At 71.2% G+C, this 16,940-nt stretch carries 15 protein-coding genes; 4 read left to right on the top strand and 11 right to left on the bottom strand.

The window, feature by feature from the left end; genetic code table 11:
- The first annotated feature begins 116 nt into the window (after positions 1-116).
- Entirely contained in the window at positions 117-623 is a 507-nt protein-coding gene (locus tag ACFWV8_RS02745) for a hypothetical protein (RefSeq protein WP_384197343.1), read from the top strand.
- Positions 624-691: 68 nt separating this feature from the next.
- Here the strand turns inward: ACFWV8_RS02745 and ACFWV8_RS02740 are convergent, their stop codons facing one another.
- The 4 genes from ACFWV8_RS02740 to ACFWV8_RS02725 all read right to left on the bottom strand — a co-directional run bounded on the left by ACFWV8_RS02740 (position 692) and on the right by ACFWV8_RS02725 (position 5,529).
- A complete protein-coding gene (locus ACFWV8_RS02740) occupies positions 692-2,209 on the bottom strand; it encodes a DUF1996 domain-containing protein (RefSeq protein ID WP_384197341.1) in 1,518 nt (505 codons plus the stop codon).
- Between the two features lie 197 nt (positions 2,210-2,406).
- Positions 2,407-3,060, bottom strand: coding sequence for a response regulator transcription factor (locus tag ACFWV8_RS02735; protein WP_329388560.1), 654 nt, complete (start codon positions 3,058-3,060; stop codon positions 2,407-2,409).
- Complete coding sequence (locus tag ACFWV8_RS02730) at positions 3,045-4,310, bottom strand: sensor histidine kinase (protein ID WP_384197339.1); 1,266 nt, start codon at positions 4,308-4,310, stop codon at positions 3,045-3,047. The genes ACFWV8_RS02735 and ACFWV8_RS02730 overlap by 16 nt, the downstream gene beginning before the upstream one ends.
- Before the next feature lie 199 nt (positions 4,311-4,509).
- Positions 4,510-5,529, bottom strand: a complete 1,020-nt coding sequence (locus ACFWV8_RS02725) for an SDR family oxidoreductase (RefSeq protein WP_384197338.1) — start codon at positions 5,527-5,529, stop codon at positions 4,510-4,512.
- 119 nt (positions 5,530-5,648) lie between these two features.
- Between ACFWV8_RS02725 and ACFWV8_RS02720 the strand changes: the two genes are divergently transcribed.
- Entirely contained in the window at positions 5,649-6,338 is a 690-nt protein-coding gene (locus ACFWV8_RS02720) for a hypothetical protein (RefSeq protein WP_384197337.1), read from the top strand.
- Positions 6,339-6,394: 56 nt separating this feature from the next.
- Positions 6,395-7,927 carry a PepSY-associated TM helix domain-containing protein gene (locus ACFWV8_RS02715; RefSeq protein ID WP_384197335.1) on the top strand — a complete coding sequence of 511 codons (1,533 nt, stop codon included), beginning with the start codon at positions 6,395-6,397 and terminating at the stop codon, positions 7,925-7,927.
- Between the two features lie 63 nt (positions 7,928-7,990).
- Here ACFWV8_RS02715 and ACFWV8_RS02710 read toward each other — a convergent pair whose 3' ends face one another.
- From ACFWV8_RS02710 to ACFWV8_RS02690, 5 genes are all read right to left on the bottom strand, one after another.
- The gene (locus tag ACFWV8_RS02710; protein ID WP_384197334.1) at positions 7,991-8,551 is read right to left on the bottom strand and encodes a winged helix-turn-helix domain-containing protein; all 561 of its coding nucleotides are present in this window, start codon (positions 8,549-8,551) and stop codon (positions 7,991-7,993) included.
- 954 nt (positions 8,552-9,505) lie between these two features.
- Positions 9,506-10,417, bottom strand: a complete 912-nt coding sequence (locus ACFWV8_RS02705; protein WP_384197333.1) for a DUF6891 domain-containing protein — start codon at positions 10,415-10,417, stop codon at positions 9,506-9,508.
- Between the two features lie 46 nt (positions 10,418-10,463).
- Entirely contained in the window at positions 10,464-11,024 is a 561-nt protein-coding gene (locus ACFWV8_RS02700) for an AAA family ATPase (RefSeq protein ID WP_384197331.1), read from the bottom strand.
- Between the two features lie 37 nt (positions 11,025-11,061).
- The gene (locus ACFWV8_RS02695) at positions 11,062-12,210 is read right to left on the bottom strand and encodes a hypothetical protein (RefSeq protein ID WP_384197329.1); all 1,149 of its coding nucleotides are present in this window, start codon (positions 12,208-12,210) and stop codon (positions 11,062-11,064) included.
- Positions 12,207-13,718 (bottom strand): hypothetical protein, encoded by a 1,512-nt coding sequence (locus ACFWV8_RS02690; RefSeq protein WP_384197327.1) that lies wholly within the window; start codon positions 13,716-13,718, stop codon positions 12,207-12,209. Before ACFWV8_RS02690 ends, ACFWV8_RS02695 begins: the two co-directional genes overlap by 4 nt.
- A 237-nt stretch (positions 13,719-13,955) precedes the next feature.
- On the opposite strand from ACFWV8_RS02690, the gene ACFWV8_RS02685 reads away from it, so the two are divergent.
- Positions 13,956-14,900 carry a Gfo/Idh/MocA family protein gene (locus ACFWV8_RS02685; protein ID WP_384197326.1) on the top strand — a complete coding sequence of 315 codons (945 nt, stop codon included), beginning with the start codon at positions 13,956-13,958 and terminating at the stop codon, positions 14,898-14,900.
- A gap of 27 nt (positions 14,901-14,927) precedes the next feature.
- Here ACFWV8_RS02685 and ACFWV8_RS02680 read toward each other — a convergent pair whose 3' ends face one another.
- Together ACFWV8_RS02680 and ACFWV8_RS02675 are read right to left on the bottom strand one after the other, a co-directional pair.
- Entirely contained in the window at positions 14,928-15,584 is a 657-nt protein-coding gene (locus ACFWV8_RS02680; protein WP_384197324.1) for a hypothetical protein, read from the bottom strand.
- A 174-nt stretch (positions 15,585-15,758) separates the two neighbouring features.
- Positions 15,759-16,913, bottom strand: coding sequence for an epoxide hydrolase family protein (locus tag ACFWV8_RS02675; protein ID WP_384197322.1), 1,155 nt, complete (start codon positions 16,911-16,913; stop codon positions 15,759-15,761).
- Positions 16,914-16,940 lie beyond the last annotated feature (27 nt).

Below are 16,940 nucleotides of genomic sequence, written 5' to 3'. Positions count from 1 at the left end.
CAGGGTGTGACAAGAGGTGTGTGCGGAGCGCACGTTAATGAGGGGGAGGGGGGTGGGCAACGATGTGATGCGTCGTTCACCCGCGCGAGGGCTTGTAAAGAGGGCACGATGGCCGAATGCGTACCGAGCGACCCCGAGTGGCACTGGTGGTGCCGGCCCTGGCCCTGGCTCTGCTGAGCGGCTGCGGCGCGAATGACGACAAGGCCCCTGAGACGCCGAAGACGGCGACAGGGAGCCTTGAAGAGCTGGCCGAGCAGGCCGAGTGTGATCCGAACGTGCAGACCGACGCGGAGGAGTTGCGTCAGGCGAACTGCAAGACGGGTTACGGCAGATACATCCTCACCACGTTCGAGACCGACCGCGGTCTGCGGGAGTGGATCAACGAGGCCAACGACTACGGCGGTTCGTATCTCGTCGGCAGGAAGTGGGTCGCCAGCGGCGACGCGAAGACGGTCGAGTCGCTGCGCGGCCGGCTGGGCGGGGACGTCGAGACGGCCCCGGAGCACCACGAGGGGGGCGGGAACGGCGACGGCGGGGCCGACGGCGGATCCGGCAGCGGCGGTCACGGCGACAGCGCGGGCCACGACGGAGAGGGCCACTCGGGCCACCCCAAGAAGAGCTGACGACAGCAGGCACCGGAGGGGCTCGTAGGGCCCCTCCGGTGCCTGGGAATTACCTCAGACCGCTACTTCTAGTTGCATTCCTTGCCGGTGTTGATGCAGTCGACCATCTTGTTCATCACGTTCTCGTCGAAGACATTGATGAAGTCTCCGTGGTCGGTGACAGGCTTGTGCAACTGCTCCGGGAAGGAGTCCACCGCGAAACCGGGACCCGGCGGGAGGTCGTACACGATCCGCTGCTTCAGCTGCGGAATCGCCTGGAATCCCTCCTGGCACTGACCGTTCTCGTCGGCGAACGCGACATGTGTGCGGTGATTCGCGCTGTCGGTGTTCTGTCCGTCCCAGCAGCTCTGGAAGTCGAACGAACGCACCACCTGGCTGCCCGCGGGGCAGATCGGGTATTTGTCCTTCAGCTGGCGGTCCTCGAATCCGGTGCAGCTCCACGAGGCATTCGCGTTGGCATCGCCGTTGACGAACGCCTTCGCGTCACCGGTGATGATGCGGAGGAATCGGGGCATCGCCGTGACCTTGGACGTGGCATTTCCGGCGAATTGCAGCGTGACCTCGGACGGGGTCTGGATCTCGCCGACGTTGCCGTCCTTGCCGCCGCCGTCCTCGTTGGCGTCGTCCTCGTTCTGACCGTTCTGGAGGCGGATCACCGGCCAGTAGTAGGTCGACTTGTCGCCCTGCTCGTTGCAGGTCGTCTCACCGTTGGCCAGGTCGTCGTCGCTCGCGAAGGCGTTGTTGGCCTGGTTGCCCACGTAGTCGTGCTTGTGGTGGGCGCCGTTGCTCACACCGGGTGCGGCGATGACGTTGTCCGAGTTGAAGAGACCGTTCTCGTTGCGGCCGCAGTCGGTGGTGAAGGTGCCGGTCGACGCCTGCTCCTGCTCCTGCGGCTGCTGCACGTTGGGCTCGATGGACTCGATCTCCACGAAGTCGGAGGCATCGGGGCCGTTGCCGGGCGGCTGCTCGCCGCCACCCTGGCCACCGTCCTGACCGCCGTCCTGGCCCGCGTTCTGGCCCTGACCGCCGTCCTGCCCGGCGTTCTGCCCGCCGTCCTGGCCACCGTTCTGACCCTGGCCGCCGTTCTGGCCGCCACCCGGGTCACCCTCGTTCGGGGTGTCGTCGGGGCGCATGGTGCACGGCGCCAGCGAGTCCAGGTTCTTCTGCCAGTGCCCGGCCCGCTTGAGCGCGGAGCGGATGCGCTTGAGGCTGGCCAGCCGCTGCTTCTGCAGCGGCTTCAGGATCTTCTTCTCGGTAAGTCTCGGATCGCTCTCCAACTTCGTTTTGTTGTCCGCGAACCGCTTGTACGCGACAGTTATCTGCGTGTCCATCCGGGCAAGTTCCCGGTCGACCTGGGCACGGGCCCGCCTCGGCACCTTGGTGAGCTCATTGACGACTTCTGGACAGTCGATGGTGGACATCTGGCGCCCGGCATTCTGGATCCGCTGATCCTGACCGGAGCGGCCTTCTCCCGCGGATGCGTAGACATTTACCGCTACCAGCCCACCCCCGCCCAGAATCAAGGCAGCCGCGGCCGCGATGGCCCGGTTCGCCAGTGTCGAGCGTTTTCTTGACGTGCGTCCCATGGAACTCCTCAAGCTTCAGTGCCGGTTCAGGGGGATCTCCGGCGGGGGGAGGAAGCGCTCCCTTCCATACGCACGTCAAACGCGGCCTGTTCAGCGGCCGGTGGAATTCATAGAAATCTCCATCAACAAACCGGGCGGATGCCCTCAACACGCCCCGCCCGGTGGCCCCTTCGGCGAGCGCCGGGGTGCTCAGCCCCTCACTGCTGTCCCCGGTCCAGATAGGCGATCACGGCGAGCACGCGCCGGTTGTCGTCGTCCGACACCGGCAGCCCGAGCTTCCCGAAGATGTTCGAGGTGTGCTTGGACACCGCCCGCTCGGTGACGACGAGCTGGGAGGCGATCGCGGCGTTCGACCTGCCCTGCGCCATCAGCTCCATGACCTCGCGCTCACGGGGCGTCAGCTGGCCGATCGGCTTGTCCTGGGCCCTGCGGGAGAGCAGTTGCTGAATGACCTGGGGGTCCATCGCCGTACCGCCGGCGGCGACCCGGCGCACCGCGTCGATGAACTGGTCGGCGTCGAAGACCCGGTCCTTCAGCAGATATCCGATGCCGCCGTTGCCGTCGGCCAGCAACTCCCGTGCGTACAACTGCTCCACATGCTGCGACAGGACGAGGACGGGCAGCCCGGGGCGGTCCCGGCGCGCGGCGAGCGCGCACTGAAGACCCTCGTCGGTGTGGGACGGCGGAAGCCGGACGTCGACCACGGCGACGTCCGGCTCCAGCTCTTTGAACGCTTTGGTCAGTTCGGGTCCTGTCTCCACGGCGGCCAGGACCTCGAAGTCGTACGCCTCCAGCATCCGGACCAGACCGTCTCGGAGCAGGAAGAGGTCTTCGGCTAGGACAACTCGCAAGGGATCTCCACGGTGACCATGGTGGGGCCGCCCTCCGGACTGCTGACGGCCAGGATGCCGTCGAATGTACCGAGTCGGCGCTCCAGTCCGCTCAGCCCGGTGCCCGAACCGATCTTCGCGCCGCCTTCACCGTTGTCACCGATCGCGACACGCAGCATGGAGTCCGAGTGGACCATGTCGATCCAGATCCGGTCCGCGTTCGAGTGCTTGATCGCGTTGGTGAGGATCTCACTCACCGCGAAGTACGCGGCCGACTCCACCGGCGCGTCGGCCCGGCCCCGCAGATCCACCTGTACGTCGGTCTCCACCGGCAGCCGCAGCGCCAGCGCCTTCACCGCGTCGCCGAGACCGCGCTCGGCGAGCACCGGCGGGTGGATGCCCCTGACCAGGTCGCGCAGCTCGGTCAGCGCCTCGGCGGAGGACTGGCGGGCGTTGGCGATGAGCTCCTTGGCCTTGGCCGGGTTCTTCTCGATGAGCGCCTCGATCGTCCCCAGGTCCATGCCCATGGCGACCAGCCGGGCCTGGGCGCCGTCGTGCAGATCCCGCTCGATCCGGCGCAGTTCGGCGGCGGAGGTGTCCACGGCGTCGTGCCGCGTCTCGGTGAGATGGGCGACCCGCTGGGCCAGCTCCTGGTCCTGGGTGGGGGCGAGCAGCGACTTGGCCAGCAGGAAGTGGCCGCGCTGGATGTCGCCGCCGTAGCGGAGACCGAAGGCCGCGATGGCCGCGCCCAGCGCCGCCGCGAGCAGGCCGGTCAGCTGGCTGTCGACGGGGACGAAGCCGTACCAGAACGCCTTGTCCTCGAAGACCTGCCACAGACCGGCCGCCAGCACGAGACCGTCCAGCGGATAGATGAACAGGCCGACGGTGAACAGCGCGATCGTCGCCCCCGCCGTCATGTCCACCAGCAGCCACGTCAGGTCACGCCAGGTCGCGGGGTCCTTCAGCATGAGCGTGGTCCGCTCCACGTGGCCGGTGACACCGGTGCGCAGATCGGCGGGCATCGGGCGGTACGGCACCGGGATCCTGACGTCCGACCAGGTGGCCGCGAGCAGCCGGCGCCGGTTGGCGTGCGCCCGCACCGCCGTCAGTACATAGGGGGTGGAGAAGAAGCCGATGCCGAGCAGGACGAAGGTGATCGAGAGCACCGAGAGGACGAACAGTGTGATGGAGCCGGCCAGTGCGATCACCGACAGTGCCAGCCCCCGGCCCGTTGTCCTTGCCGCCTCGGCGAGCATCTTCTTCCCGTTCATCGTGCGTCCTCTCTTCGTCGCCCGTGCCCCGACGGCGACCGGTGCCGCGCCCTCTGACGGGCACGACCATCAGTCTGCCGTGCGGCGCCCGTCGTACGTGAGCGGTTTCCGCCCCCAATCGGTGGTGTACCTAGCACCACTCGTACGCTCCCCTGGCATCCCCCCTGACCAGGATCCGCGACGGGTCCGTCACCGGGAGTCAGCCGTTCAGCAGGTCCGCCTCCACGTCCGGCGCGAGCCCGAGCCTCGGGCGGTCCGGGCGCTGCGGGGCCTCGCCGCCGATCGACCGGAGCCATGCCCAGGTGTCGGCGACCGTCTCCCGCGCCGGCCGGCACCGCAGCCCCGCCGCGAGCGCCTTGGAGACGTCACCGCGGTGCATCATGTCGTGCACCTCACCGGGCGGCAGCCAGATCGGCAGCTGGGTCCACGGTTCGACACCGGCGGCGATGATCGTCTCCGGGGCGGTCCAGCGCAGCTCGGCGTCCGAACCGGTGACCTCGGCGCACGCCTCCAGCAGTCCGCCCATCGTGACGTGGCCGGACGGACTCACCAGGTTGTACGCGCCCCCGAGGCCGCGCGCCGCCGCGTCGAGGGTCCACTCGGCGAGGTCGCGTACGTCGATGTACTGCAACGGGTTGTCGCGCGGACCGGGCGCGAGCACCGGTCCGCCGCGTGCGATCCGGCCCAGCCACCAGGGCAGCCGTCCCACGTTCTCCCACGGGCCGAGGATCAGGCCCGCGCGCACCAGCAGGGCGCGGTCGCCGAAGGCCGCGGCGGCGGCCAGCTCGCCGCCGCGCTTGTCCCGCGCGTAGTCGCTCTCGTCGGCGTCGGCCGAGGCGCCCTCCACCAGCGGGCCGTTCTCATCGAGCCCGGCGGGGGTCGGATACGCGTACACCGAACGGCTGGAGACGTACGCGTAGCGGCCCGCCCGGCCGGCCAGCAGCCGGGCCGCGTCGCGGACGACGGACGGTGCGCCCGACCAGGTGTCGACGACCACGTCCCATTCGAGGGCGTTGTCGGTGTTGTTGGTGCTGTCTACGCTGCCGGTGAGGGCGGCGAGGCCGTCCGGTGCGGTGCGGTCGCCGTGCAGGACGCGGACCCCCGCCGGTGGCTCGTGACGGCCCCGGTGGAAGACGGTCACCTGCCACTCCCGCGCCAGCGCGGCGTCGGCCACGGCGCGGCCCACGAACTCGGTGCCACCCAGAATCAGAAGTCTCATTCGTCAACTCTGGCACGGGGCTGTCCGATTACCGGAGGGGTTCTGCTGCGGGCATAGCAGGTCGGCGCCGTTCGCACCATCTGCCGCATGCGCCACGGGAATGGCAGCATGAGCGCACCATGACAGATGTCCGGTCGCCGATACGCGCCTTGCGGGCCGCGATCCTCGCGGCGGTGTGCGTGACACTGGCGGCTGTGGGGCATTCGTCCATGTCTCCGCATCGAATTCCGTTCGGTGTCCTTACGGCGGCATTCGCCGTGACCGCGGGCCTGTCGTGGCTCGCGGCCGGCCGGCGCCGCGGCATCGGCTTCATCGGACCCGCCGTCCTCGGCGCGCAGGCCGCGCTGCACGTGACGTTCACCGCCGTCGGATCGGACGGCGGGGTGCTGTCGACGGACCACGCCCACGCGGCGGCGGGCATGGACATGGGAGAGGGCGCGAGGGCGGAGGGGATCGGCGGCACGGTGACCGCCGTCCTGGCCGCCGTCGGCGACACCTCGCCCGGCATGCTCGCCGCCCACCTGCTCGCCGGCGCCGTCTGCGCCCTCTGGCTGGCCCGCGGCGAGGCCGCGTTCTTCCGGCTCGCCGGGACCGTCGCCGCCTTCGCGTTCACCCCGCTGAGACTGCTGCTCGCCGCGCCCCGGCCCCTCGCCGTACCGCCGCCCGTACGGCCCCGGCACCGCTCCCGCGCACCGCACCGGCCGCGCGGCGCCGTACCGGCCCATGCCGTGTCCCGGCGGGGCCCACCGCCCGAGGGCGCGTCTCCGATCCGTACGACGGCCCCCGGGGCCGCCGCCGCTCTGGTCTGACCTGGGCGGGGCCCGGGGGTCGATGTCCCCGTGCCACGCCAACTCCTAGGACAGTCATGGCCATTGACGACCCCGTACAGGGCGCCGACACCCCGGGCGCCGGTCCCGCGACAAAGAAGACAAGCAGCAAGGCAGGCAGCAAGGAAGCCAGCAAAACAGGCGCGAAGAAGCCCGACACGAAGGCCGAGAAGAAGCCGGGCGCCGCCCCGGCCACCACCTGGGGCGCGGTGCGCCCGCTCGTCCTGCGGCTCCACTTCTACGCGGGCCTGCTCATCGCCCCGCTCCTGCTGATCGCCGCCACCACGGGGCTGCTCTACTCGCTCTCGTACCAGGCCGAGAAGATCGTCTACCGCCAGGAGCTCCGTTCCCCGGACAGCGACCGTACGGCCATGCTCTCCCAGCAGGTGGAGGCGGCACGCGCCGAGCACCCCGACGGCAAGGTCACCGCCGTCTGGCCCTCGTCGGACGACGAGGAGTCCACCCGGGTCCTGATGACGATGCCGGACAGCGAGGAGAGCAAGTCGCTGGCCGTGTTCGTCGATCCGCACACCGCACAGATACGCGGCGAGCTGGAGAGTTACGGCTCCTCCGGAGCCCTCCCGCTGCGTGCCTGGATCTCCGAACTCCACCGTCATCTGCACCTCGGCGAACCCGGCCGTATCTACAGCGAGACCGCCGCCAGCTGGCTGTGGGTGGTCGCGCTCGGCGGACTGCTGCTCTGGATCGGCCGCAGAAGGACCTCCAAGCGCGCCCTGCTCCGGCCCGAACGCGGGGCCACCGGCCGCCGCAGAACGCTCTCCCGGCACGGCGCGCTCGGCATGTGGGCAGCCACCGGATTCCTGCTGCTCTCCGCGACGGGTCTGACCTGGTCGACGTACGCGGGCGCCAACATCGGGGCCGTACAGGACCAGTTGGGCGGCGCCACCCCCGTCGTCTCGGCCGAGCTGAAGAGCGGCGCGGGGGCGGGCGCCGGCTCCGGAGAGCACGAGGGGCACGGGGGCGGCGACAGCGGGCCCGGCGGTGACCACGAGGGCATGGACATCGGCATCGACAACGCGCTGACCGCCGCGCGGCAGGCCGGGCTCGACGGCCCCGTCAGCGTGAAACCGCCGGCCGAGGGGACGGCGTACGTCGTCGCCGAGCGGGACAGCCAGTTCCCGGTCCGGCTGGACTCCGTCTCGGTCGACCCCGGCACCGGCCTGATCCTCGACGAACTGCGGTTCGCCGACTACCCGTTGCTCGCCAAGCTCACGCGGTTCGGTATCGACGCCCACATGGGGCTCACGCTGGGTCTCGTCAACCAGCTGCTGCTCGCCGCCCTCGCCCTCTCGCTGATCCTGATCATCGTGTGGGGCTACCGCATGTGGTGGCAGCGCAGGCCCACCCAGGACCGGAAGCTGGGTGTGGGCAAGCCGATGGCGCGGGGGGCGTGGCGGAAGGTGCCGCTGTCGGTGCTGCTGCCGCTGATCGCGGTGGCGGCGCTGGTCGGCTGGTTCGTACCGCTCCTCGGCATCACGCTGGTGGGGTTCCTGGTCCTGGACGTGGTGCTGGGCGCGGTGGCGCGGGCGCGTGCGAGGGCGGCTGCGTAGTGCTCAGGTGTGGGGCCCCCGCCGGACCGCCCGGCGGGGGCCCCACACGTATGTCCGAGCCGGCTACGGGACGTACTTGTAACCGACCCGCCGGATCGTCCGGATCGTCTGCCGGTGCTCGGCACCGAGCTTGCGGCGCAGCCGGGCCACATGCACGTCCACGGTCCGGCCGTCGCCCACGTGTCCGTAACCCCAGACGGTGGTCACCAACTGGTCGCGGGTGTGCACCCGGTGCGGGTGTGCCACGAGATGGGCGAGCAGCTCGAACTCCAGATAGGTCAGCTCCAGGAACCGGCCGTCCACCTCGGCGGTCCGCTCACCGGGGTCGATCCGCACCGGCCCCGCTTCGGTGATCCCGACGGCGGCGGGGGCGGGTGCCGGGGGGTGCTGATCGGCAGGTACGAGGACGAGGTAACCGACCATCGGCGGCCTGCCCGGCAGCGTCGGCAGGGTGTGCGCGGGGGCGGGCAGCCAGGTGGACCCGGGAGGCAGCAGGTCCACGAGCGGACCGGGTACGTCGGGGGCCGCCAGCGGCACGACCTCGTCCCGGTCGACGGCTCGCAGCCGGGTCCGGCCGGAGGGGTGCGGGGTGGCGGCGGGGGAGAAGGGGCGGGAATTCGCCATGAGGGGTCAGCTCTTTCGCGCGAAGGATGTCGTCGAGTCGACAGGACGGGACGTACGTCATTCGCGACGGCCGAAGACCTGGAAGCAGGCTTTAGAGGGCCGACGCGTTCCTCGCGCGGCAACACACCCGGTCGAAGTCATGGTGCTGCCGGGACGGCCAGAACGGCTCAAGGTCGAAGTGACCCGACGCGTCGTGCTGAAGGCTGGCCATGCCCTCATTGAAGCAGACCCAGCCCCACAACAGGAGGCCCTCTCAAGCCTCGATACGGGGGCCGACGGGCCGCGCCGGGACAGGAGGGTGGCGACCTGGCGACGGGGCGTGGTCGGCCGTGCCCACCGTTGGCGTGCGTCCGGGCAGCCGAACGGCCGGGAACGGCGGGCCGCCTGTCGTCCCCGGCCGGTCGTGGTCAGTCCTGCCCACCGTTGGCGTGCGTCCGGAGATCCGAAGGGCCGGGACGACAGCGAATCGCCTGTCTGCCGCCGCCCGCCCGATATCGGGGAGCCTGGTCAGCCCCGTGCTCTTGTGGCGGGCGTCCTGGGCGCTCGTCTGCCGGCGACGTCTGGCCGCCCGACCCGGGAGCCTGGTCGGCCCGCCAGCCTGGCGGCGGGCATTCAGGCAGCCGCCCGACCCGGACGGCGAGTCGCTTGCCCGATGCGGTGTGTCGACTGCCGGGTTCTGGTGAGCTCGGCCCGCCGTTGGCGGGCATCGTCCGAGGAGCCGGTTGACCGGACGACGGCCGCCCGACCCGGGGCCGGTGACTCGGCTGACCGGTCCCGGTCAGCCCTGTCCACCCTGGAGGGGCGTTCGAGGAGCCGACCGGCCGGGGCGGTGGGCCGCTCGGCTGTCGGCCGCCCGACACCGGGGCCGGGGAGCCTGGCCGGTGCCGTGCCTTTGGTGGGCGTTCAGCCGGTTGGGCAGCGCTCAGCCGGGCCGGCGGGCCGGCCCAACCCCGTTCAACCCAACCGCTTGCGCCAGTCCAGGTTTGTCACGTCTATCGCCGATCCCGGCGAACCGTCCCACTTCACCGACAGGCCCGCAGCCTTCAGCGCCGTTGTGACCTCGTCCCCGACCGCCGTCGTCGTATCCTCCGAGCCGTCGAAGCCTCCGTAGTAGAGCGAGAGCCCGCCCCCGGCCGCCACCGACTCCGTGCCCTGCATGTGGAAGAAGACGAAGCCGCGCACCGTCTGCGGGTCCTCGGCCTCCGCGCCGATCTCCGCGAGGCCGCAGCCGCGGCAGCAGGTGAAGTTCTCGCGGGCCACGATGCCGGCCGCGTCCAGCCCCGCGAACACCGACGTGATCCGTTCCGGATCGGTCTCGCCCTCCCACCCGGCCTGTTCCTCCACGCGCTCCAGCCACAGCCGGTCCACGATCTGCTGGGCCTGCGCGGCGGAGACGGGGCGATCGTCGCCGTCGACCAGCCATTCCTCGGCGTCCTCGGCGAGCTGCTCGCGTCCGTCGTAGCCGCGGCGTATCAGTCCGCGTACGTACTCCTCGACCTCGCGCCGCGTCTCCTCGTCCAGCTCGGGCCCCGGTTCGGCGGGCGGCAGCTCCACCCGGTCCCAGACCACACCCGCGTCCCAGCCGGCCTCCTGGCGGGCCCACGCGACCATGATCCGGGTCACCGACTCCGCGTCCGCCAGTTCGGTGCCGAACATCGGGCCGGCCTGCCCGTCCCGGTACTCCAGCGAGTAGCACTCCGCACCCCGCGCCACCTGGATGAAGACGCACGGCAGATCGGGAATTCGGTCCACGACCAGAAACGAGTCGTCGGCATCCCCGATCCGCTCGACCAACACACCGAGCTGACCCGCTGAAATCCGCTCGTACTCCCGCGAGTTCTCTGTTCGCACCCTGATCGCCAGCATGGCCAGCACTCTGGCACAGCCCACTGACAACCCCGAAAACACAGCCTTACGGCCCGGCGCTCCCCGGTGCCGCCCCGGCGTCGAGTACCTGGGCGACCTGCTCCGCGACGGCCCGGGAATCGACGGGCCTGCCGGTGTCGACGGTCAGCAGCGGACCACCCAGGCCGAGCGGGCCCGGGTAACGCGCGCGGACGGCGGCCACGCGTTCGGCGACCTCCTCGGGGGAGAGGTCCGGGTCGAGGTGGCCGGGGTGGCGGGTCCGAGCCAGGAAACGTTCGGCGGCGAGTGCGGCGTCGCAGTCGCAGTGGACCTCGATCAGGAGACCGCCGAGACTCCGGAGCCGGCCGGGGGCACTGTCGTGGTGCCACCAGTTGTCGAGCACCGCCCGGCCGGCGTCCGCCGCGATGGCGTATACGATCTCGTCGCTCGCCCTGCTCAGCCGGCCGCGCCACGCGTGGTCGCCCATCCCGAGCGAGTCGTAGAGGGACTCCAGGATCACGTCCTTGTCGATCACGGGCAGGGCGAGATGCCTGGCCAGGCCCCGGGCCAGGGTGCTCTTTCCGCTGGCCGGCAGGCCCGAGAGGATCACGAACGCGCGGCTGCCCACGACGCCCAGTATCCCGCCCCGCGCGCGTCGTACCCCGTCACCGCAACAGCCTCGCGAAGCCCGCCACGTGGATGCGGCGCACGATTTCCTCCGGTGTCGTGCCCAACTGCTCCGCCGTTCGCCCCAGATGCCAGTCGTTGCCGGCCAGGCTGTTCAGCAGATGCCCCCGTCTGATCTGCGCCGGAGAGAGCCGGAACGTCTTCAGGTACGCCGTCCGGCCCTTGCGGTCCGTGATCAGTTCGCCGATGTGCTGCCCGTCGGAGCCGGTGCGGAACGGCGGCAGGAAGCGGTACATGTCGAAGGCCCCCATCCGGTAGACCCGCTCGAACGCGTACGACTCGTCCAGCAGTTCACGCGCCATGACCGTGTCGTGCGAGTCGCTCCACGCGCGCTCCCGCTCCCGCGCCGCCGCCCGCAGCTCGGCGAGCGTCGTGATGTACCGCCCGTCGCCGAGCCGCGCCTCGAAGTCCGGTACGGGGCCGCCGAAGTAGCCGTACTGGTAGATCAACTCCCCGTACATGTCCTGGAGCAGCGTCGGATGCAGGGCTCGGTAGTCGTCCGGGTGCGGCACCACGAACGCCGCGGCGAGCGCGTCCGCGACGTACACCATCACCCCGCACTGCCCCGGGTGGATCTCGAAGACCCGCAGCGCGTCGGCCAGTCCGGGCACACCGAGCCCCAGACAGGAGAGCTCGGAACGAGGCGAGAGGCCCTGCCGCACCGCCTCCTGCGACCACTCCTCCCAGGCGATCGTCGGCCCGCCGAAATGCAGCGTCAGATACCCCTCCATCGCCAGGTGCAGCGGCAGGAACCGGCAGCGCGCGACGGCGCCGGCCGCCCCGTCCTTCTTCTTCGACGGGCGCCGTTTGATCATGCGAAGGTGCTGGTCGACGGCCATCGTCGTGGGCCGCGTGGTGTCCAACTGCGTACCGTAAGCGGCCGACTGCCCGCCGCCCGTCCCGTTCGCCGCCGAACCCGTGCCGGACCAGTCGGCGACGAGGCCGTGCGGAATGTACGACACATAGCGCCTGCCCGGCGACAGGAGGACCTCACCGAACCGGTGGTACACCTCGCGGTGCAGCCGGAGCCCCGGCATCGGCTCCTCGCGCACCAGCGGCACCAGCCGGACGCCGCCCCACACCTGCGCCGGACGTGCGGTCAGCCCGGTGAAGTCGAGCCCGGTCATGTCGCCTTTCCTCCCTCGTACTCGTACAGAAAGCTCTCGATCCGCCGGTCCAGATACGCCTGGAGCTCGGCCAGTCCCGTACGCCCCTCCGCGAACTGCGCGATCTCCACCAGCGCCGGCAGATCCTCCGCGTCCCGGATCCCCGCCGTCGGCACACCCGCCGCCAGCCGGCGCACGTCGAAGCCGTCCGCGTCGTACACGGGGTTGAGATGGACCACCGTCGTACGCCGCTCCCGGTCCAGCCTTGTACGCCACACCCGCAGCACCTCGCCCGCCAGCCCCGGCGGCGCGTTGTCCCAGCCGTCCGAGACGATGACGAGCCGCTCGGGGGCGTACTCCAGCGCGTCGATGACCCGCGTCCCCAGCGGCGTCGGACCGTAGGGGCGTACGAGAAGCGGGTCCGTGCGCCCCGATGTCCACCAGGCGCCGTACGACCCCGGCGCCGCCAGCGCCTCCAGCAGGAAGTGCCCGCCGAGGGCGACGGCGAGCGGACGGCGGCGCTTCTCGCCGGAGCCGGACGCCGAGTAGCTGTCGTCCAGTACGGCGGCGACCCGCCCCCACGTCCCGGCGTACGGCCCCGCGGCCCGGCGCGCCGCCGTGCGCAGCGCGTCGGTCAGCTCCGCGCGCCGGCGCACCCGCTCGTCGATCGTCAGCGACAGGGCGTACAGCGCGAGCCTGGTCAGCGGCATGGCGGAGAGATCCGTCCGCACGGGGGCGCCCCGGGCGTCCGCGCCCGCCTCGCGCTGCGTGCGCAGCCGCTCCAGCCGGGTCATCCGGGGCGTGATCCGCTCCACGAACGCCGAACGGCCGAGGCCGTGCTTCGCCGCGAATCCCTCCGCGACGGTGAACGGCAGTTCGTAGATCGCGCCCTGCTCGTAGTGGGCCCGGCGGTACGCGTCGAGCAACCGGTGCTCGTAGCGCGGGCGTACGCCCGGCTTGAAGAGGAAGTCGCCCAACTCACCAGCCGCCGGGGCGGAATCGGTCGCGGTCGACAGCGGGTGATGGAAGTGCCGAGCCGCGGTCTTCAGGCCGGCGCGGTACTTCACCGCGTCGTGCCCCAGGTCAGGCCGGGCCGCCAGCCAGTCGCGCAGGATCGCGCGCGTACGGCGGTTGCCGACCTTCGCGGCGCGCAGCGCGCGGAAGAGGCGGTAGACGCGCTGCGGCGGCAGCTGTGCCAGGCGGGCGGCGATCAGCCGGCCCTCCGTCCGCTTCTGGTCCGCATCCGCATCGCCGGGGGTGCGCAGCAACTGCTCGACGACGCGGGCTGCGTTGTGGTCGTTGATGTCGAGCGCGAGCGAAGCGGCGTACACGGTGCGGTAGTTGACCCGTACGTATTCGTGGAGGAAGTCGAGCGAGAGCCGCTGCTCATACGCCTCGGAGCGGAACTCGCGCTGTCCCGTCGACGTGACAGCTGCGTTGACGAAGAGCAGCACGTCCTCGGCCGCGATCAGGTCGGAGTAGGTGTCGGTCCCCGTCCCGGTCCCCGTCTCCGTCCGCGTGGTCGTCATGGTCTCCCCCGTGCTCCCCGTTCGTGCTCCCCGTTGTCCACGTCCTTCAGACATGCTGAAGCCGGCCGGGGCATGGGGGCGCGAACAGCGAAATTATTGCTTCAGAGGCAAGTCCCGGAAGTCGCACCGGAGGCCCGCGGCCGGCCGTCGTAACGTAGCACCGGAGGTCCCGTACCGCGCCACCCAATTCCCGGCCCGCTCTGGGCGGCAGGGGGCGCGGGCGGCACACTGATCCATATGAGTCAGCTACGCATAGCACTCCTCGGCACCGGACCCTGGGCCGAGCGCACGCACGCCCCCGCCATCGCTGCCCACCCGGACGTCGAGTTCAGCGGCGTGTGGGGGAGGCGGCCCGAGGCCGCCGCCGCCCTCGCCGCCGCTCATGACACCAAGGCGTACGCGGGCGGCGGTGACGTGGACGGCGGCGGTTCGGGTGCGGGCGGCCTGGACGGGCTCGACGCGTTGCTCGCCGCGAGCGACGCGGTCGCCTTCGCCCTGCCGCCGGACGTGCAGGCGCCGCTTGCCGCACGCGCGGCGGCGGCCGGCTGCCATCTCCTCATGGACAAGCCGGTCGCGACGACCGTGCCCGGCGCCCGCGCCGTGGCGGACGCCGCCGAACGCGCCGGCGTCGCCTCGCTGGTCTTCTGCACGCTGCGGTTCGCCGCCGGGACCGCGGCGTGGGTCGAGGAACAGGCGGCGCTGGGCGGCTGGTTCACGGCGCGCGCCCACTGGCTCGGCGCGCTGTACGGGGCGGGCCACGAGAGCAGTCCGTACGCGGACTCGCCCTGGCGCCGCGAGAAGGGCGGCCTGTGGGACGTCGGCCCCCACGCGCTCTCCGCGCTCCTGCCGGTGCTGGGCGATGTGACGGCCGTGACGGCGGTACGGACCGAGCCCGACCTCACCCACCTGGTGCTCACGCACGCGTCGGGCGTGAGCAGTTCGGCGCTGCTGAGCCTGAGCGCCCCCGCGAAGGGCGCGGGCGCGGGGCTCGAACTGCGGGGCGAGCACGGCACGGCGGTGCTTCCCCAGGGATGGGGCGACCCGGCGGACATCTTCGGCACCGCGATCGGCGCCCTGCTCACGGCGGCGCGCACGGGCGAACCGCACGCCTGCGACGTGCGGTTCGGCCTGCGGCTGACGGAGATCCTCGCGGAGGCGGAGGAGCAGCTGGCCGGGCCTTGAGCGGGGCCCGACCAGAGCCGGCCGGGATCAGCCCACGCGCTCGATCCGCGCGTTGCGGATCAGGAACTTGCCCGCTTCACGGACCTGTTCGAACGCCGCGTCGTTGAGCAGCGCACAGCTGCCCGACGGCGCGGTGACCTGCACGGTGGTGGACTTGTTGTTGTCAAGGTTGGTCACCTTGAGCGTCGTGCCGACGGGGAACTCGTTGCTCGACGCCGCCGGGGCACCCGCCTCGCCGGACAGTGTGACGGTCGATCCGGCGCAGACGACCTCACCGACCTGACCGCCCTGGTCCGCGCCGGCGCCGGCGTCTTCACCGGCGCCCGCACCCGCGTCTTCGCCCGCGCCCGCACCCTCGTCACCGGCCGGCGGCGCCGCCTCGGCCGGAGGTGCCGCCCCCGTGTCGCTCGCGCCCACCTCGCACCCGGACGCCGCCTGCTTCCGCTTGATCTCCTCGATCACGTCCTGCCGGTTGGCGATCCGCGCCTCGGAGAGGGCGTCCGGGGCGGCCCGCTGACCGTCGATGAAACGCTGGTTGTTGCCGAGGGCGGTGTTCAGCCCGTCGCACTCCACCGAGGCCTGGCTGGTGCCGGTCATGGCCACCGCCGTACCTCCCACCAGCGCGGCCGCGCCGACGAGCAGGGCGATCTTCTTCTTCGGGCTGAACGACTTCTTGCGCGACACGTGGGGGCTCCTGTCCCCGGCCGCGGGGGCGGCCGGATGGGTTCCGTGTGCCGTTACGTACGCGCTCCGGGCCCGTACCGCTCAACCGCCCCGGCACCAACTTCCGTAACCCTGGCCACAGTTCCGCTTCCGGCCGCCATTCGGCGACCGCTTCGCGCCCGCCTCGGCCCTACGTCAGGCCGTAGACCTCAACGGCCGGAAGAACGCGCGCAGTTCGCCCGCCACCTGCTCCGGCTCCTCGTGGGCCATGAAGTGCCCGCCGCGCTCCGGCGTGCTCCAGTGCCGCAGGTCGACGCAGAGCCGTTCGCTGATGCTGCGCGGCAGCCCCTTGAACGCGGGCTCATTGCTCAGGGTGACGGCCGCCGGCACCTGGATCGTCGGGACCGGCTTGTTGAGCGGGTAGTCGTAGTACTGCCGGAAGGACGATCCGATGCTGCCGGTCACCCAGTACAGCGTGGCGACCGTCAGCAGCGTGTCCTTGTCCCAGCGGCTCTCCAGATCGCCGGCGCAGTCGCTCCAGTCGCGGTACTTGTCGATGATCCAGGCAAGCAGCCCCGCGGGGGAGTCCGCGAGCGCCGCCGCGATCGTGTCGGGACGGGTGCACATGATCTCGCTGTAGCCCTGGTCGCCGATGTCGTAGGCGCTGAGATGGTCGAGGTACGCCTGTTCCTCCGGCGTCGCGGGGTGTTCCTCGAAGTCCGCCCCGATCACGGCGGACGTGATGTGGATTCCGGCGACCTGGTCGGGGTACAGGGCGCCGAGCCACTGCGTGACCCCGCCCCCGATGTCGCCGCCGAAGGCGCCGTACCGCTCGTACCCGAGGGTCCCGGTCATCAGCTCGTGCCAGATCTCGGCCACGCGCCTGCGGGTGAACGGCCCGTCGGGCAGCGCCGAGTAGAGGAAACCGGGCAGCGACGGGACGATCACGTCGAACGCGTCGGCCGGGTCCCCGCCGTACGCCGCCGGATCGGCCAGCCGCTCCGCCGCCTTCAGCATCTCCACGAAGCTGCTGGGCCAGCCGTGCGTCATGATCAGGGGCAACGGCGCGGGCGCTCCCTCGGCCCGCCTGCCCGGAACATGGACGAAGTGCACCTGTCGGCCCGCGACTTCGGCGACGCGGTGGTCGTAGGTGTTGAGGGCGGTCTCGGCCCGCCGCCAGTCGAACCCGTCCGCCCAGTGGGTGACGAGTTCGCGCAGATGGCCGGGGTCGGTTCCCGCCCGCCAGAAGGTGCTGTCGGACGCCGTGGTGAAGAGCGTGCGCCTCAACCGGTCACGCAGGTCTTCGAGTGCCTGGTCGGATACGGAGATCCGGAACTGCTCGGTGGCCATGTCTTCCTTCGCTCAGAGAATCTGTCC

The organism is Streptomyces sp. NPDC058665 (genome assembly GCF_042714995.1).
Lineage (GTDB): Bacteria > Actinomycetota > Actinomycetes > Streptomycetales > Streptomycetaceae > Streptomyces.
The sequence above is the reverse complement of the archived record's forward strand: the minus strand, read 5'-3'. Positions and strand labels throughout refer to the sequence as shown.

Bases quoted from the DNA above. Each gene is read 5' to 3' on its own strand.
- ACFWV8_RS02685 (WP_384197326.1), top strand. From the start codon at position 13,956: ATGAGTCAGCTACGCATAGCACTCCTCGGCACCGGACCCTGGGCCGAG.
- ACFWV8_RS02715 (WP_384197335.1), top strand. From the start codon at position 6,395: ATGGCCATTGACGACCCCGTACAGGGCGCCGACACCCCGGGCGCCGGT.
- ACFWV8_RS02740 (WP_384197341.1), bottom strand. From the start codon at position 2,209: ATGGGACGCACGTCAAGAAAACGCTCGACACTGGCGAACCGGGCCATC.
- ACFWV8_RS02725 (WP_384197338.1), bottom strand. From the start codon at position 5,529: ATGAGACTTCTGATTCTGGGTGGCACCGAGTTCGTGGGCCGCGCCGTG.
- ACFWV8_RS02720 (WP_384197337.1), top strand. From the start codon at position 5,649: ATGACAGATGTCCGGTCGCCGATACGCGCCTTGCGGGCCGCGATCCTC.
- ACFWV8_RS02695 (WP_384197329.1), bottom strand. From the start codon at position 12,210: ATGACCGGGCTCGACTTCACCGGGCTGACCGCACGTCCGGCGCAGGTG.
- ACFWV8_RS02745 (WP_384197343.1), top strand. From the start codon at position 117: ATGCGTACCGAGCGACCCCGAGTGGCACTGGTGGTGCCGGCCCTGGCC.
- ACFWV8_RS02730 (WP_384197339.1), bottom strand. From the start codon at position 4,310: ATGAACGGGAAGAAGATGCTCGCCGAGGCGGCAAGGACAACGGGCCGG.
- ACFWV8_RS02710 (WP_384197334.1), bottom strand. From the start codon at position 8,551: ATGGCGAATTCCCGCCCCTTCTCCCCCGCCGCCACCCCGCACCCCTCC.
- ACFWV8_RS02705 (WP_384197333.1), bottom strand. From the start codon at position 10,417: ATGCTGGCGATCAGGGTGCGAACAGAGAACTCGCGGGAGTACGAGCGG.
- ACFWV8_RS02675 (WP_384197322.1), bottom strand. From the start codon at position 16,913: ATGGCCACCGAGCAGTTCCGGATCTCCGTATCCGACCAGGCACTCGAA.
- ACFWV8_RS02690 (WP_384197327.1), bottom strand. From the start codon at position 13,718: ATGACGACCACGCGGACGGAGACGGGGACCGGGACGGGGACCGACACC.